This is a genomic window from Asticcacaulis sp. (assembly GCF_047605585.1).
In the GTDB taxonomy this organism is placed as follows: Bacteria; Pseudomonadota; Alphaproteobacteria; order Caulobacterales; family Caulobacteraceae; genus Asticcacaulis.
The window spans coordinates 16,470-32,164 of sequence record NZ_JASGFK010000009.1 but is presented as its reverse complement, the minus strand read 5'-3'; the positions used below and the strand labels follow the sequence as shown (position 1 = coordinate 32,164).

The following is a 15,695-nucleotide window of genomic DNA, read 5'->3' as shown; positions in this document are numbered from 1 at the left end:
CGCCCGCTTAGTGCAGCGACTTGAAGAAGCGGTCCCAGTGGAAGTTCAGCCAGGTCCATGGCTTCCACAGCGACGAGCCTTCCTTCCACGACATCAGGATCAGCACGGCGCGGCCTTCGAGATTGGCTTCCGGCACAAAGCCGACGCCGGGCTCGTAAGGGTCATCCGGCGAGAAGCGGCTGTCCAGCGAATTGTCGCGATTGTCGCCCATCATGAAGTAGTTGCCGGCGGGAACAACGAATTCACCGGTATCATCGGCGCGGCCGTCCTTGACGATGTCCTGCATCAGGTGGGTGCGGCCGTCCGGCAGGCTTTCACGATAGGCCGTGGCGTAACGCGGCTCGAAGCCCTTGGCCTCGACCGGCCCGATTTCGGTGGCCGGAACGGCGACGCCATTTACGTAGAGCTGGTCCTGACGCATCTGCACGGTATCGCCCGGCAGGCCGATCACGCGCTTGATATAGTCGGTCTTGTTGTCACGCGGCAGCTTGAAGACCACGATATCGCCGCGCTTGGGCGCGTGGTTCATGATGCGGCCCTTGATGAACGGCAGGGCAATCGGGAAGGAATATTTCGAGATGCCGTAATCCCATTTGGAGACGATGATGTAATCGCCTTCATAGAGGTTCGGCTCCATCGAGGCCGAGGGGATGGTGAAGGGCTGGAACAGGAAGGTGCGCAGGATCATCACCAGGATCAGCGCCACGGCGACCACGCTGAAGATTTCCTTGGCCTCGTCGACCGCGACCTGCTTGGCGTCGCGCGTATCGACCTCTTCCTCAGCTTCCGCTTCCGGCGTGGCGACCGTCTCGTGATCGACCTTGGCGGCGGTATTGGCCGCCGCGGCAATCGTCTCGTTCGCTGTATCGTCGCTTTTCGCCATAAGGAGAGCCCCCAAAGTGCCTTCAGTGTAACCGTATTGTTTCGTCACCTAACCACAGATTATGGCAAGCACAAGGCTCTTTTGGTTTACGGCCTCTCGGTCAGATTAAACCTTGTTTAGAATCAAGAGGCTTCGATGATCGCATAGGCCGTCGCATACGGGTCTTCGTCACTGAGACTGAGGTGTATATGCGCCGTGCGGCCTTCCGGCACCAGACCGCGCAGAACCTCGGCCGCACCGCCATGCAGGATGATGTGCGGCTTGCCCAGATGACCGGACACCACCTCGATATCGACGAACAGAAATCCGCGCACGCCGGTGCCGAAGGCCTTGGCCACGGCCTCCTTGGCGGCAAAGCGCTTGGCAAAACTTAAACCCGGCTTGGCGGCGGCGCGGGCATGCGCCTGTTCGCCCGGCGTGTAGATACGATCGAGAAAGCGGCCTTCGAAGCGTTGCATCGAGGCTTCGATGCGCCGGGAATCGCAGAGATCGACACCGATGCCCAATATCACTCGATGACGCCCTTGTGGTGCAGGTCGATCAGCTCGCGCATCCGGCGCAGGGCGGGTTCCAAGCCGGTGAAGATGGCCTCGCCGATCAGGAAATGACCGATATTCAGTTCGCGGATGTGCGGAATGCGCGCGATGAAGGGCACGGTGTCATAATCGATGCCATGGCCGGCATGAACCTCTATGCCCAGATCATGCGCCTGTTCAACAGCGGCGTGCAAACGGTTCAGTTCATTATTGAAAATGACGTCTTCCTGCTCACGAAAGGCATCGCACAGGGCGCCGGTATGAAACTCCACGACGGGCGCCCTCACCTTTGCCGCCGCATCGATCTGGGCCGGATCGGTCGCGATGAACAGGGACGAACGGATACCGACGGCATTGAATTTCGCCACGGCGGCGCCGACCGCCTCCAGCTGCCCGACCACATCCAGCCCGCCTTCGGTGGTACGCTCCTCACGGCGTTCCGGCACCAGACAGGCGGCATGGGGCTTCATTTTCAACGCCAGACCGACCATCTCATCCGTGACCGCCATCTCGAAATTGAGCGGGCGGCCAAAGGTGTCGCAGACCTCTTTCAAAGCCTTGACGTCCTTATCGAGGATATGACGACGGTCCTCGCGCAGGTGCGCCGTGATACCATCGACGCCGGATTTCAGCGCCAGTTGCGCCGCTCGCACCGGATCGGGCGCATGGCCGCCGCGTGCATTGCGCACCGTGGCGACGTGATCGACATTCAACCCCAGGCGGATACGGTCGTGCATGGCGCCTAAGCCTTGGCGAGGCGACGGCTGCCGGGGTCCTGGACCGGAATGGCGGCCAGTTCGGGCGGCAGGTTATCGGCAGGATAGGCCGGCACTTCCAGCGAAGCCAGGGCAATCAGCGGCACGCCGACATCGGCCTTGCCACCGGAACGATCGACGATACAGGCGGCCGCAATCACTTCCCCGCCAGCGGCCCGGATGGCGGCGATACATTCCCGCGACGACAGGCCGGTGGTGACGATATCCTCGACCATGACCACCTTCTGGCCCGGCTCGACATGGAACCCGCGGCGCAATTTAAATTCACCACCTTCACGCTCGACATACATCGACGGCACGCCGAGATGACGCGCGGTTTCGTAACCGGGGATGATCCCCCCAACGGCCGGTGAAATAGCGAGATCGACTTCGCCGACCTGCTGGATGATCTTCTGCGCCAGCGCCTTGCAAAGGCGTTCACAGCGATCGGCATTCATGAAGACGAGGTTCTTTTGCAGGAACATCGGGCTGTGCAGGCCGGACGACAGCACAAAATGGCCCTCACGCAGGGCATTGGCGGCGCGGAACTCGTTGATTACGTCTTCACTGGTCATGGGGCGGAAATCCTTTATCGAATAGCGGCTGTTTAACGCCTTCGACAAGGATTGGGAACAGGCTTACCGAAGTTTTTCCTATTCCTTTGCGATCCACCCTAATTCAGTAGCGGCTTTTTCCAATTTGGCATGAAAGCGCTCGTCATCCTCACGCCGCTCCTCCCAGGCCGGACTGAAATGGACCTGCTTTTTTGCATCGGCCAAACTCATTCCATATCTCTCTCTGAGAGCCTTAATGCACGCAATCTTGCCGTAACCTAAACTCTTCAGAAGAAGTATAGCCTGTTCGCTATCCTCAGGCATGTCATCAGGTAAAGTGACATTGAGTACAGCCATCTACCCCCTCACACGATCCACGCTTTCGATCATCGGCGAGGTGCGCAGGGCAGCCGAGATATTGGTGATGTGGCGGGCATCCAGCACTTCGATATCGAAATCGACATCGAGGAAATCCATCGGCTTGTTGGCAATACTGATATTGACGATATTGCCCTTGGCCTCGCCAATCAGCGTACAGGCCTGACCGAGCACGCCGGGCTTGTTCTGCATATTGACCCGCAGGCGCGCCACCGAGAGCGTGTTTTTCTCGGCGTTCAGCGTCCAGTGCAGATCGATCCAGCGGTCTTTCTCGCCGTCCATCGCTTCCAGGGCCTCAAGATTTTCGCATTCGATGGAATGGACGTGGACGCCATCATCCTCAACAATACCGATGATGCGATCCCCCGGCACCGGATAGCAGCACTTCGAGAACAGGACGGTCTGGCTTTCGCGCAAAGCGCTGCCGCGGACGAAGGCGCCACCGCCGGCCCCATCCCTGATGCGCGTCAGGGTATCGGTAGTCAGCACCATGGGCAGCTTCATGCCGGGGAAAATGGCTTCCAGCACCTTGGCCGGGAAGATCTTGCCGCGGCCCACCAGTTCAAACAGATCGTCCTCGCTGCTGGCATTGAAGCGCTCGAAGGCCGGGCGCCAGCTGATGTCCTTCAAAGCCTTGTCGACCTGGGCCGCCGCGCGCTCCACCGCCGTGCGGCCAAGCTTGATGAAGTCGCCCGCCTCGCGCTGGCGCAGGTGGCGGCGGATGGCCGAGCGCGCCTTGCCGGTGACGGTCAGCGAGAACCAGTCCTGATTGACGCGCGATTCCAGACCGGTAAGAATCTCCACCTGGTCGCCGTTCTGCAACACGGTACGCAGGGGCTTGTGTTCGCCATTGATCAGGCAACCGATGGCGGTTTCCCCCACCTGGGTGTGGACGGCGAAAGCGAAATCGAGCGGCATGGCGCCGCGCGGCAGGGAGATCAGGCGGCCCTTTGGCGAGAAGACGAACACCTGATCGAGGAACATCTCCATCTTGGCGTGTTCGACCCAGTCTTCGCTGTCACCGCCATTTTCGACGATATTGACGATATTGCGCAGAGAATTCATCGGGTTGCGGCCGCCATCGCGTGTGGCCGCTTCCTCGTCGAAGCCATAGGCCTGATTCTTATAGCCCCAGTGCGCCGCCACGCCCTCTTCGGCCACGCGATCCATCTCCTCGGTGCGGATCTGCAACTCGATGCGCGTACCCTTGTGGCCGACCACGGTGGTATGCAGGGATTTGTAGTTATTGGACTTCGGTGTCGAGATGAAGTCCTTGAAACGATCCTGCACACACGGCCAGGCACGGTGCATAATGCCGAGCGCGCGATAGCATTCCTCGACATTGGACACGACGACGCGGAAGGCATAGATGTCCGACAGCTGGGCGAAACCGACCGACTTACGTTGCAGTTTTCGCCAGATCGAATAGGGCGATTTCTCGCGCCCCATGACCCGCGCCGAAATGCCCTGCTTTTCCAGCTTGGCGGCGACATCGCGGGCAATGGCGGCGATGGTGGCGCCCTTCTCTTTCCGCATCTCCTCCAGACGATGGATGATCGCCTGATGGGCCAGCGGATTGATATAGGTGAAGGCCAGGTCTTCCAGTTCGGTAGCGAAGCGGTTGCAGCCAATGGAACGGGCCAGCGGTGCATAGACTTCCAGGGTTTCGCGGCTGATCCGTTCGCGCTTTTCCGGCGCCACGAAATGCAGGGTGCGCATATTGTGCAGGCGGTCAGCCAGCTTGACCAGCAGGACGCGGATATCCTTGGAAATGGCCAGGATGAACTTGCGCAGGTTTTCCGACGACTTGGTATATTCCGACTGCAGTTCCAGGCGGGTCAGCTTGGTGACACCCTCGACCATGTTGGCGATTTCCTCGCCGAACTTGCCGGCGATTTCCTCGTGCGTCGCCGGGGTATCCTCAATGGTGTCGTGCAGCAGGGCCGTAGCGATGGCCGAAGCGTCGAGCTTGTAGTCGGTCAGGATGCCGGCCACCTCGATCGGGTGGGCGAAATAGGGATCGCCAGAGGCGCGCAGCTGGGCACCGTGCATCTTCATGGCATAGACGTAGGCGCGGTTGAGCATGGCCTCGTCGACCGTTGGGTCATAGGCGGCCACGCGGTCGATCAGCTCGATCTGGCGCAGGAATTTCGGACGGTTGGGCGCGGGCGCGGCGGGCTCCGGCTGCACACCGGGCACGGATACGGCAACGGACGCGTTATCCGTCTCATTTGCCTTGTCCAGTAACCGTTCGCTTTCCGCCGACATGCCGTAGTCCTACGCTAAACCACCCCTTAGAATAACAGCCAAGGGGGTTAAAAAGTCTCTCACAAGTGCAGATTTACACAAGCAAAAAAGGCTCAAGGATGACCCTGAGCCTTTTAAATAATAAGTGATGCCGTAAAGTCCAGTCGCGCGCTTAGTAGCGCTCTTCCTGGCCGCCGTCGCGGTCGGATTGCAGGGCGCGGATCAGTTCCGATTCCGACATTTGCTGGTGCGACGGATCGGCCAGCAGGGCCAGGGTTTCGGCCTCTTCCTCGGCTTCGGTGCGCTCATCGACGCGTTGCAGCGAGGCGATCAGGCTTTCGGTCAGGGTGCCGGGCTCCAGAACGCCATCGGCGATTTCGCGCAGGGAAACGACCGGGTTCTTGTCGTTGTCGCGCTCGACCAGGATGGAGGAACCCGACGAGATAGCGCGGGCGCGATGGGCGGCCAGCAGGACGAGGTTGAAACGGTTGTCGATCTTTTCGACGCAATCTTCGACGGTGACGCGAGCCATCAGGCACCTCAGGGAAAGTAAGGTCTTCGCTTGGCCAGCACAGGGTTTGGCGGCCATTGGGCGAAGACAAAAGAGTCATGAACCGGTGCCAATAGCGCGTGTCGGGCGAAAAGACAAGGCATTCCTTATTCAGGGAATGACACAGGTAAGGTTTTAGCTTAAGAGGACAGTGTGAAAATCAGATCTTTTTTGACTGTTGCGATCAATGCTTTTCTTGTCATGACCGTTGCGGTCGCGGCGGCCGCCGCCCAGACACCGGACACGCAGAAGCCGTTCAGCGATCACCTCAGTGGCCAAGTCATTTACCACGGCAGCTATCATGGCGCGGTAACGCAGACCCCCGATCATACATCAATCAAGAACGGACGCCTCAACTTCATTATTGGCGGCGGTAAAGCCATCAAGGTCGATGGCGATATCGATATTACTCTGCAGATCGACGGCCCGAACGTCACCCTGACCTCACAGACGACGGGACCCTTTTCGACCGGCGCCATAACCGGCACCCGCGAGGGCGCGAACTGCATATTTCCTCAGACAAACGGCACAATTATCGCTTATTGCGGACAGGATGGCTTTCGTGGGCAATTCAAGACCAACAAGGGCGAGGCACCCAGGATTGAAATCGATATTGACACCGTCATGACAGAAACGGTCGACACTGCAGAACAGAAGAAGTAGCGCGCCAATGACGCCCAGTGACGCCCAGTGACGCATTGACACGATGTCCCGCGCGTGACAAAAGGCGCGCCATGATCACGTCCAAAGCCATTCTCGCGCACCTTATTGGCACCCTGCTCGCTTGATAGCGATCAGGTGTTCTCCGCGCGACTTTTTTGGCCTTCCCTCCCGTTTCGGGTTTCGATCATGCTCTCTCTTCTGCTACATACCGCGCGAATTCGCACCAGCTTGCAGGCCCGCGCCAGTCTTCGTGATTTGGCCTGTAAGCCGAGATCAAGCGCGTCACCCGATTACGCTCATTTGAAAAGTAAGGGTTTTTACCCATGATGTTGTCCAATCCCGCCACCAAGTACCGCCCGTTCGAATTAGGTCTGGACATGTCCGACCGCACCTGGCCGTCAAAGACGACCACAAAGGCGCCGCGCTGGCTTTCGACCGACCTGCGTGACGGCAATCAGGCGCTGGCCGATCCGATGGACGTCGAAAAGAAGATGATGTTCTTCAACCTGCTGGTGAAGGTGGGCCTGAAGGAGATCGAGGTTGGTTTCCCCTCCGCCTCGCAGACCGAGTTCGACTTCGTGCGCAAGCTGATCGACGAAAACCTGGTGCCGGACGATGTCACCATCCAGGTGCTGGTCCAGTCGCGCGAAGACCTGATCCTGCGCACCTTCGAATCCCTGCGCGGGGCAAAGAAGGCGATCGTTCACCTGTACAACGCCACCAGCCCCCTCTTCCGCCGCGTGGTCTTCAACCGCAGCAAAGAAGAAGTTGTCCAATTGTCGGTCGAGGGCATGCGCCTGCTGCGCGAGGAAGCCGCGAAACAGCCGCAGACCCAGTGGGGCTTCGAGTACAGCCCGGAGACCTTCACCGCCACCGAGCCGGAATTCGCGCTGGAAGCCTGTGAAGCGGTGATCAAGGTGGTCGAGCCGACACCGCAGAACCCGCTGATCCTCAACCTGCCGGCCACGGTCGAGGTTGCCGGTCCGCACATCTATGCCGACCAGATCGAATGGTTCTGCCGCCATATCTCCAAGCGCGACAGCGTGATCATCAGCCTGCACCCGCACAATGACCGCGGCACCGGCATCGCCGCGGCCGAACTGGGTCTGCTGGCCGGCGCCGACCGCATCGAAGGCTGCCTGTTCGGCAATGGCGAGCGTACCGGCAATGTCGATCTCGTCACCCTGGCGCTCAATCTCTATACGCAGGGCGTTTCGCCGGAACTCGACTTCTCCAATATGCGCGAAGTCGTGAACACGGTCGTTCACTGCAACAATATCCCGGTCCATCCGCGCCACCCCTATGCCGGCGAACTGGTCTTCACCGCCTTCTCCGGCTCCCACCAGGACGCCATCAAGAAAGGCTTCGCGGCGCACGAAAAGCGCAATGACGGCTACTGGGAAATGCCCTACCTGCCGATCGACCCTGCCGATCTCGGCGAAAGCTACGAGGCGGTCATCCGCGTCAATTCGCAATCCGGCAAGGGCGGCATCGCCTGGATACTGGAACAGAGCCACGGCCTGAAGCTGCCGCGCAAATTCCAGGTCGATTTCTCGCGCAAGGTCCAGGAAATCACCGATGCCTCCGCCAAGGAAGTCAGTGGCGGCGACATCTGGGACGCCTTCCAGTCGTCCTATCACCTGACGGGCGCCCAGAAATACGAACTGATCGAGTACGAACACGCCGGCCCGGTGCGTTCGGACGCGAAGCGGACCTTTGTCGGACGAATTATAAAGGACGGAATCGAGACCTCGGTGGTGGGCCACGGCAATGGCCTGATTTCCTCGGCTGTCCGTGGGCTAAACGCCCACTATGACCTCGGCCTGGAAGTCGTCGACTATGCCGAACATGCCCTGCATAAGGGCACGGAAAGCCAGGCGGTAGCCTATGTCGAATGCAAGGCCGGCGACCGTACGATTTTCGGCGTCGGCATCGATCACGATGTTGCCACCGCCAGCATAAAGGCGGTACTCTCGGCGGCAAACGCCCTCTAGGACTATCGTATGCGCATCATCCGCCCGCTCGCCCTGATCTGCCTCGCCTTTGGGCTGGTGTCAGGGTCCGTGCGGGCGGCGGTGCCGGTCTATTCGGTCGAGGTCATCAAGACCTATCCGCACGATACCGAGGCCTTCACCGAAGGCCTCTATTATCGCGATGGCAGCCTGTTCGAGAGCACCGGGCGCAACGGCCAGTCCTTCATCCGTCAGGTGGATCTGGCCACCGGCAAGGTGATGCGCCAGACGACCATCGACAAGAAGTATTTCGGCGAGGGCATCGCGCCCTGGGGCGACCATATCGTCAGCCTGACCTGGACCGGCGGCGCTGGCTTTGTCTGGTCCGGCAAGGATTTCAAGCTCAAGCATAGTTTCTTCTACACCGGCGAAGGCTGGGGCCTGACCGGTAATGACAAGAACCTGATCATGAGCGACGGCACATCGACGATCCGCTTTCTCGATCCGGTGACCCTGAAAACCACGCGCACCATAGCGGTGACGCTCAATGGCCGCGCCATCGATCAGCTCAATGAACTGGAATGGATCGACGGCCAGATCTACGCCAATGTGTGGCGCACACGCGATATCGCTCGTATCGACCCTGAAACCGGCAAGATTACGGGCATCATCGAGCTCGACAAACTGCCGGAAACCCAGGACGAGACGATGGATATCAATGCCGTGGCCAATGGCATTGCTTATGATGCCAAGGCCAAGCGCCTGTTCGTCACCGGCAAGCTGTGGCCCAACCTCTATGAGGTTCGGCTGGTCCCTAAACAGCCGTAACTTGTCTCGCCCTTCCATCACGGCTAAGCTATCGCCATGGGGGACGATCAGCACACAATATTGACTGAAGACTTCATGCGCATCCTGCATGAAACCGAGACGCGCGTGCGCCATTCGGCCCACGCCCACTGGGCGGCGACCAATCGCATGGATACGCTCAACCGCATCACCACCATCGCCACCCTCGTTGGCGGGTTTATGGTGTCGGTGCTGGCGGCCCTGCCTGTGCTCTACAAGAACTTCTACCAACCGCACAGCGATGTGCTGAATGCCGGCCTGTTCATGCTCGGCGGCGCGGTGTCGGTCATTTCGATCCTTCAGGCGGTACAGCGCTGGGGTGAACGGTCGCAGAGCCATTTCAATGCCGCCAGCGCTTATTCCTCCTTGCGCCGCAAGCTGGAAATGCTGCGCCTGAACCTGCCGGAGAGCGTACCGCAACTGAGCGTGATCCTGGAAGATCTGCGCCAGTTGGGCGAAACCGCGCCGGCCGTGCCCGAAGGCCTGTGGCGCAAGGCGGTGCGGGCCGCCAGGAACAGTAGCTAAGAATGAGGATGCTCGCGGCGATATTGCAGCGGGCTTTCAAAGCCATAGGCCCAGGCGCCACGTTTATGCGATCTGGCATAGGCCTCTTCATCGATATATTGCGTACTGAAATGGCGATAGGCCACCGCCAGTCCGCGGCGCACCATTTCGCCGCCGAGATCGGCACCTGAAGGCAACTTGCAAACCGCAACCATCCGTTCATAAGGGTCGATATCCCTTTTCTCACAACGGACCATTTGCCCGTCTACCAGATCGTGCAGGGCCTTGCGCGCCGCGATGCCGCAGCGATAGCGGCCGCAGGTCTGATCACGCTCGAAAGCATCGATGCCGAACAGCCGGATATGCCGCTTGCGAATGACAAGTGTATCGCCATCGATGACGTATGCCGCGCCGGAAACGGTCTCCGGCCGCGCCTGAACAGGCGACGCCAGAACACCCCCCAAAACACTAAGCCCCAAACACAGCGTAACCGAACGTGACAGCTGAAACCGCTTTTTCCAGTTGCGTCTTTTATACAAACTCTCTAAGTGCCCGCCCATGATCACAAATTTCGCCAATTCCTTCGCGCTGACGCACATCGACATCATGTCCAAGCTTATTTGGGCGTGCAAGTCCGTGCGCATTACCCTGCGCAAGAAATCCTAAGGCGTCAGATCACCCGATCGCGCCCCTTCCCGATCCACGGGGCGCTTGAAAAACCGGACGGCGCCCTTTCCAAGGCTCCGAAATGCCCAACGCCCCCGAACAGAAACGTTTTTCCTCCCCCGCCTGGCTACTGACCTGGGGCGGCTACATCCTGGCCATGCTGGGTGCGTTTCTCTTTGCCAGCAAGGGCATCTGGATCAAACTGGCCTATAACTATCATGTCGATGCCTCGGCGCTGATGGCGCTGAGATTATCCGTCGCGACCCCTTTCTTTATCCTGTTTGGCGTCCTCACCTTTTTGCGCGGCAAGGCAAAAGGCACGCACGACCTGCCGCCGCTGGACCGCAATCCCGGCCTGTATCTGCGTGCCCTTGGTGTCGGTGCGCTCGGCTACTGGCTGGCCAGCTATACCGACTTCGAGAGCCTGACGACCTTGTCGCCGCAGTTCGAGCGCCTGATCCTCTTTACCTACCCGCTGTTCGTTATTCTGTTCGGCGCCCTGTTCTTCAAGCAGCCAATGCGCCTGAAGGCGGTCTGGGCCTTCATCATCAGCTATATCGGTCTGGGCCTGGTGTTCGTTACCGATATGCACACCCAGGGTTCCGCAGTGGTGATCGGCGCGCTGTGGTGTACGGTATCCTCCATCGCTTTCGCGCTTTACCTGCTGCTGGCCAAGCCGCTGATCAAGCGCATGGGGCCTTCACTCTTTACCTCGTGGGCTATGAGCGGCGCGGCCCTGGTGACCGGCATCCATTTCCTGCTGGTCCATAAGCTGAGCGATATCCACATGACCCCGCCCCTGCTGACCCTGGTGATCGGGCTGGCCATCGGCGCCACGGTTTTGCCCAGCTATCTGACCAATTTCGCCCTGAGCCGGATTTCCTCACAGGCCAATGCCATCATCAGCTTCATCAACCCGATCTTCACCCTGGTGCTGAGCGGCCTGATTCTCGGCCAGCATATCAGCCTGGCCGATATCGCCGGCACGCTACTGGTGCTGACTGGGGTCGGTCTGTATGTCTGGATCGATCAGCGGGCGACACGTCAGGAAGCGGCAGCGACTTCCGCAGCGTAAGATTTCGGCATGTGAATACCTATAGCGGATAAGCATCCACGCCAATTGTTGCAGACTTGAAAAGATTAGCCGCAGTTTGCCTTAATATAGGATGCAGCCAGTCCGGGGCGATATCGCTCATCGGTCCCATCACAAATGCGCGTTCGGCTGCGCGTGGATGCGGCAAAATAAGACCGTTTTCACCGTCTAATACCACATCATCATAGGCAATCAGGTCGAGATCGAGCACACGAGGCGCGTTCAGACGGCCATCACGCACGCGGCCGGATTCATGCTCCATTTCGTGCAAAAGTAACATTAATTCAGCAGGTTGAATATCAGTTTTAATTTGCAAGACAGCATTGACGTAGGGCGGGTCATCGGGATTGGGCCAGGCCTTTGAGACCCACAACCGTGAAATTCTGTTCACAACCGGTCCCCTCTCCTGCAACGCCTTGACAACCGACGCGAAAGCCTGCGATGCAGTGACGGGGGCGGACAACAGGTTGGAACCGTAAGCAATAAAAACGGACATATTCTTATCTTTGCCTGCCATTTTAACTGCACATTTACAGGATAGCGTAGAGCTATGAGCTTTTATCCGACTGATCGTATCGCCCTTTTTATTGACGGTGCCAATCTTTATTCAGCCGCCAAGGCCCTGAATTTTGACATCGACTACCGCAAGCTGCTCGACGAATTCCGTAAACGTGGGATTCTTGTACGCGCATATTATTACACCGCCCTGGTGGAAGGCGACGATTATTCGCCCATCCGGCCGCTGGTCGACTGGCTGGATTATAACGGCTTCACCCTGATCACCAAGACCGCCAAAGAATATACCGACAGCCAGGGTCGCAAGCGCTGGCGCGGTGACATGGATATCGAAATCGCCTGCGACATGATGGAAATGGCTGATCACGCCGATCATCTGGTACTGTTTTCCGGCGACGGCGATTTCCGCCGCCTGCTCGAATCCGTCCAGCGCAAGGGCGCGCGCGTCACTGTTGTCTCGACCGTCAAGTCGTCGCCCCCCATGACCTCCGACGAACTGCGCCGCCAGGCCGATACCTTCGTCGACCTCGCCGACCTCGCCTCCGTGGTCGGTCGGCCGCGCACCAGCCATGGCAATGCGCCCAAGTTCGTTGGCGCTGACGATTACGACGACGGCATCTGATACCGGTTTGATTTTTTACGCCGGATGCGGTCAGTATGAGCGGTATGATTTGCGGAGTATGCGCTCATGCTTGGTCTCAACCTCAACAACCCCGTCGCAACAGGCTCGCGCCCTTTAAGCGACGCCACACCGATGGGTTTCCTCGCCGTCAGTGATTTCGACAAGGCCAGGGCCTTTTACGAGGACGTGCTCGGCCTGACGGTCTTCAGTCAGGATGAATACGCCCTGGTGATGCGCTCGGGCTCCACCCTGATCCGGCTGACCAGGCCGCCCCAGCTCTATGTGGCGCCCTATACGGTGTTCGGCTTCCAGGTGACGCATATCGAGGACAAGGTCTTCTCCCTGACCGCGCTCGATATCAGATTCGAGCTTTACGACTGGCTCGGCGAGGCGCAAACCGCGCATGGGATCTGGACCGCCCCCAGTGGTGACAAGGTGGCATGGTTCAAGGACCCGGACGGCAATCTGCTGTCGATTTCGGAGCACAGGATTTAATTCATGGATTTGGGACTGAAGGGGCGCCATGCCCTTGTCTGCGCCTCGAGCAACGGTCTGGGTAAGGCCTGCGCCATCGAACTGGCGCGCGCCGGCTGCCTGGTGGTGATAAATGGCCGTGATTCGGAAAAACTGGCACGGGTGGCGGCCGAGATCCACGCGCTGACGGGCGCCGAGGTGATCCCGGTGGCAGGCGATGTCAGCCAGAAAGAGACCCAAGACTCCCTGATCAGCGCTGTGCCGCAGGTCGATATCCTGGTCAATAACAATGGCGGTCCGCCCTATCGCGATTTCCGCCAGATCGACCGCGCCGCCATGCTGGAAGGCGTGACCGGCAATATGGTGACGCCGATCGAGCTGGTGCAGCGGGTGATCGACGGCATGGTCGCGCGGCATTTCGGGCGCATCGTCAACATCACCTCCGGTTCCGTCAAGATGCCGCTGGGCGGTCTCGACCTGTCGAGCGGCGCGCGGTTGGGCCTGACCGGCTTCCTGGCGGGTGTGGCGCGCAGCGTGGCCCATGCCAATGTCACCATCAACTTCCTTCTGCCAGGTTCGTTCGATACCCATCGTCTGCAATCGGGCCAGCAACGCAATGCCGAGCAGCGCGGCGTCGATATCGAGATCATCCGCGACGAGCGCCGGCAGACCATCCCGGCCAAACGCTTTGGAGAGCCGGATGAGTTCGGGGCGGCCTGCGCCTTTCTCTGCTCGGCTCAGGCCGGCTATATTACCGGCCAGAGCCTTCTGATCGACGGCGGGGCCTTTCCCGGCGTGCTTTAGGTAAGGTTCACCACGGAAAGCACGGAAGCGCTGCCCTTACAGGCAGCGACACGGAAAAACACGGATAAGGATCAGAAATTATAGATTGCGAACAAGCTCTTTCTTTTAGACGGCCAGGCCGCCCTCACGGTTGATACGCTAAGAATTTCCGTGTTTTTCCGTGTGACGTGCAGAGCACGACTGTCCGTGCTTTCCGTGGCTCTCTTAACCTTGCTGACTAACCCTTGTCGCGCATAAGTCTGGCCTTATCCCGCGCCCAGTCGCGTTCGGCGGTGGCCTCGCGCTTGTCGTGGTTCTTCTTGCCCTTGGCCAGGGCGATTTCCAGCTTCACCATGCCCTTGTCATTGAAATAGAGCCGGGTCGGGATGATGGTCATGCCCTCGCGCTGGATGGCGATCATGAAGCGGCTGATTTCCTTGCGGTGCAGCAGCAGCTTGCGCGGCCGGCGCGGCTCATGGTTGAAGCGATTGGCGTGACCATAGGGCGGAATATCGGCATTGATCAGGCACAGTTCGTCGCCGTTCTCGATGCTGACATAGGATTCGGCGATATTGGCCCGGCCGGAGCGCAGGGATTTCACTTCCGTGCCGGTCAGGGCAATGCCCGCCTCGGTATTCTGTTCCAGGAAATAGTCGAAGCGCGCCCGCCGGTTATCGGCGATCGTCTTGCTGGTGGTCAGTTCCGCCATCAGGCCGGCTCCACCTCAAGCCCCGCCAAAACCATGGCGTGATCGACCAGTGGCCGCACGCCCTGCGAACAGGCGACGATCGGCAGACGCACCTCATCGGTACAGATGCCCAGACGGCTCATGGCGTACTTGGTCGGCGATGGCGAAGAATCGGCGAACAGCACCTTATGCAGGGTAATCAGCTTGTCCTGCCACTGGCGGGCCGTATCGAAGGCGCCTTGTGCCGCGGCCTCGTACATGGCCACGACCTGAGCCGGCGCCACATTGGAGGTGACCGAGATCACACCATGACCGCCATGCGCCAGATAGCCAAGCAGGGTCGGGTCATCGCCGGAGATGTAAGAGAAATCTCCCTCGATCAGCAGGCGCTGCTGGCTGATGCGTTCCAGATCGCCGGTGGCGTCCTTGATGCCGACGATATTGGGCAGCTTCGCCAGGCGGGCAATGGTGTCATTGCTCATGTCGACCACCGTGCGGCCGGGTACATTATAGAGCAGAACCGGAATCTGAACCGAGTCGTTCAAGGCCTTGAAATGCTGATAGATACCTTCCTGCGAGGGCTTGTTGTAATAGGGCGCGACTACCAGCACCGCATCGGCGCCGACAGCCTTGGCATGATGCGCCAGTTCCAGGGTCTCGGCGGTGTTGTTCGAGCCCGCGCCCGCAATGACCTTGATGCGTCCGGCCACCTTGCGCACGCACAGCTCGACCACCTTGCGGTGCTCTTCCATGCTGAGGGTCGAGGTTTCACCCGTGGTGCCGACCGGCACAACGCCATGCACGCCGGCGGCGATCTGAAGCTCGATCAGTTTCTCGAAAGCCGCATAATCCACCTCACCGTCCTTGAACGGCGTCACCAGGGCGGTAATCACACCATGAAACAGGGGCTGGGCAGATATATCGGTCATTCGTCTACTCTCGTCTCACCGCAAACACGGAAAGTTGTGGCTTTTCGGCCATCTGT

At 59.4% G+C, this 15,695-nt stretch carries 19 protein-coding genes; 8 read left to right on the top strand and 11 right to left on the bottom strand.

Translation table 11 applies throughout. The annotated features are described in order from the left end of the window. Nucleotides 1-7 precede the first annotated feature (7 nt). From lepB to rpoZ, 7 genes are all read right to left on the bottom strand, one after another. Complete coding sequence (gene lepB / locus QM647_RS16690; protein WP_414996687.1) at nucleotides 8-883, bottom strand: signal peptidase I; 876 nt, start codon at nucleotides 881-883, stop codon at nucleotides 8-10. A gap of 122 nt (nucleotides 884-1,005) precedes the next feature. After that, nucleotides 1,006-1,395 carry a holo-ACP synthase gene (gene acpS, locus QM647_RS16685; RefSeq protein WP_414996686.1) on the bottom strand — a complete coding sequence of 130 codons (390 nt, stop codon included), beginning with the start codon at nucleotides 1,393-1,395 and terminating at the stop codon, nucleotides 1,006-1,008. Further along, nucleotides 1,392-2,156 (bottom strand): pyridoxine 5'-phosphate synthase, encoded by a 765-nt coding sequence (locus QM647_RS16680; RefSeq protein ID WP_414996685.1) that lies wholly within the window; start codon nucleotides 2,154-2,156, stop codon nucleotides 1,392-1,394. The genes acpS and QM647_RS16680 overlap by 4 nt, the downstream gene beginning before the upstream one ends. Nucleotides 2,157-2,161: 5 nt before the next feature. Beyond that, a complete protein-coding gene (gene pyrE, locus QM647_RS16675; protein ID WP_414996684.1) occupies nucleotides 2,162-2,749 on the bottom strand; it encodes an orotate phosphoribosyltransferase in 588 nt (195 codons plus the stop codon). 78 nt (nucleotides 2,750-2,827) lie between these two features. Then, on the bottom strand, nucleotides 2,828-3,085 hold the full coding sequence (locus tag QM647_RS16670) for a ribosomal protein L7/L12 (RefSeq protein WP_414996683.1): 258 nt from the start codon (nucleotides 3,083-3,085) through the stop codon (nucleotides 2,828-2,830). After that, nucleotides 3,086-5,374: a RelA/SpoT family protein gene (locus QM647_RS16665; RefSeq protein ID WP_414996682.1), complete on the bottom strand. Its 2,289-nt coding sequence runs from the start codon at nucleotides 5,372-5,374 to the stop codon at nucleotides 3,086-3,088. Between the two features lie 151 nt (nucleotides 5,375-5,525). After that, the gene (gene rpoZ / locus QM647_RS16660; protein WP_414996681.1) at nucleotides 5,526-5,885 is read right to left on the bottom strand and encodes a DNA-directed RNA polymerase subunit omega; all 360 of its coding nucleotides are present in this window, start codon (nucleotides 5,883-5,885) and stop codon (nucleotides 5,526-5,528) included. A gap of 171 nt (nucleotides 5,886-6,056) precedes the next feature. Here rpoZ and QM647_RS16655 point away from each other — a divergent pair, with 171 nt between their 5' ends. From QM647_RS16655 to QM647_RS16640, 4 genes are all read left to right on the top strand, one after another. Continuing rightward, nucleotides 6,057-6,566 (top strand): hypothetical protein, encoded by a 510-nt coding sequence (locus QM647_RS16655; RefSeq protein ID WP_414996680.1) that lies wholly within the window; start codon nucleotides 6,057-6,059, stop codon nucleotides 6,564-6,566. A gap of 323 nt (nucleotides 6,567-6,889) precedes the next feature. Next, nucleotides 6,890-8,560, top strand: coding sequence for a 2-isopropylmalate synthase (gene leuA / locus QM647_RS16650; RefSeq protein WP_414996679.1), 1,671 nt, complete (start codon nucleotides 6,890-6,892; stop codon nucleotides 8,558-8,560). A 9-nt stretch (nucleotides 8,561-8,569) separates the two neighbouring features. Continuing rightward, the gene (locus QM647_RS16645; protein WP_414996678.1) at nucleotides 8,570-9,346 is read left to right on the top strand and encodes a glutaminyl-peptide cyclotransferase; all 777 of its coding nucleotides are present in this window, start codon (nucleotides 8,570-8,572) and stop codon (nucleotides 9,344-9,346) included. A 36-nt stretch (nucleotides 9,347-9,382) separates the two neighbouring features. Next, entirely contained in the window at nucleotides 9,383-9,889 is a 507-nt protein-coding gene (locus tag QM647_RS16640; protein ID WP_414996677.1) for a hypothetical protein, read from the top strand. Here QM647_RS16640 and QM647_RS16635 read toward each other — a convergent pair. Beyond that, complete coding sequence (locus QM647_RS16635) at nucleotides 9,886-10,512, bottom strand: thermonuclease family protein (RefSeq protein ID WP_414996676.1); 627 nt, start codon at nucleotides 10,510-10,512, stop codon at nucleotides 9,886-9,888. The two genes, QM647_RS16640 and QM647_RS16635, sit on opposite strands and share 4 nt — an antisense overlap. A 104-nt stretch (nucleotides 10,513-10,616) precedes the next feature. Here QM647_RS16635 and QM647_RS16630 point away from each other — a divergent pair, with 104 nt between their 5' ends. Further along, nucleotides 10,617-11,609, top strand: coding sequence for a DMT family transporter (locus QM647_RS16630; protein WP_414996675.1), 993 nt, complete (start codon nucleotides 10,617-10,619; stop codon nucleotides 11,607-11,609). A 19-nt stretch (nucleotides 11,610-11,628) separates the two neighbouring features. Here QM647_RS16630 and folK read toward each other — a convergent pair whose 3' ends face one another. Next, a complete protein-coding gene (folK, locus tag QM647_RS16625; protein ID WP_414996674.1) occupies nucleotides 11,629-12,144 on the bottom strand; it encodes a 2-amino-4-hydroxy-6-hydroxymethyldihydropteridine diphosphokinase in 516 nt (171 codons plus the stop codon). A gap of 33 nt (nucleotides 12,145-12,177) precedes the next feature. Here folK and QM647_RS16620 point away from each other — a divergent pair, with 33 nt between their 5' ends. The 3 genes from QM647_RS16620 (at nucleotide 12,178) to QM647_RS16610 (ending at nucleotide 14,043) form a co-directional block, all read left to right on the top strand. Continuing rightward, the gene (locus QM647_RS16620) at nucleotides 12,178-12,765 is read left to right on the top strand and encodes an NYN domain-containing protein (RefSeq protein WP_414996673.1); all 588 of its coding nucleotides are present in this window, start codon (nucleotides 12,178-12,180) and stop codon (nucleotides 12,763-12,765) included. Nucleotides 12,766-12,831: 66 nt separating this feature from the next. After that, complete coding sequence (locus QM647_RS16615; protein WP_414996672.1) at nucleotides 12,832-13,260, top strand: VOC family protein; 429 nt, start codon at nucleotides 12,832-12,834, stop codon at nucleotides 13,258-13,260. Between the two features lie 3 nt (nucleotides 13,261-13,263). Beyond that, complete coding sequence (locus QM647_RS16610) at nucleotides 13,264-14,043, top strand: SDR family oxidoreductase (protein ID WP_414996671.1); 780 nt, start codon at nucleotides 13,264-13,266, stop codon at nucleotides 14,041-14,043. A 217-nt stretch (nucleotides 14,044-14,260) separates the two neighbouring features. Here QM647_RS16610 and smpB read toward each other — a convergent pair whose 3' ends face one another. Both smpB and dapA read right to left on the bottom strand, forming a co-directional pair. Beyond that, nucleotides 14,261-14,731, bottom strand: a complete 471-nt coding sequence (gene smpB, locus QM647_RS16605; protein WP_414996670.1) for an SsrA-binding protein SmpB — start codon at nucleotides 14,729-14,731, stop codon at nucleotides 14,261-14,263. Continuing rightward, nucleotides 14,731-15,639: a 4-hydroxy-tetrahydrodipicolinate synthase gene (gene dapA, locus QM647_RS16600; RefSeq protein ID WP_414996669.1), complete on the bottom strand. Its 909-nt coding sequence runs from the start codon at nucleotides 15,637-15,639 to the stop codon at nucleotides 14,731-14,733. Before dapA ends, smpB begins: the two co-directional genes overlap by 1 nt. Nucleotides 15,640-15,695: the final 56 nt, after the last annotated feature.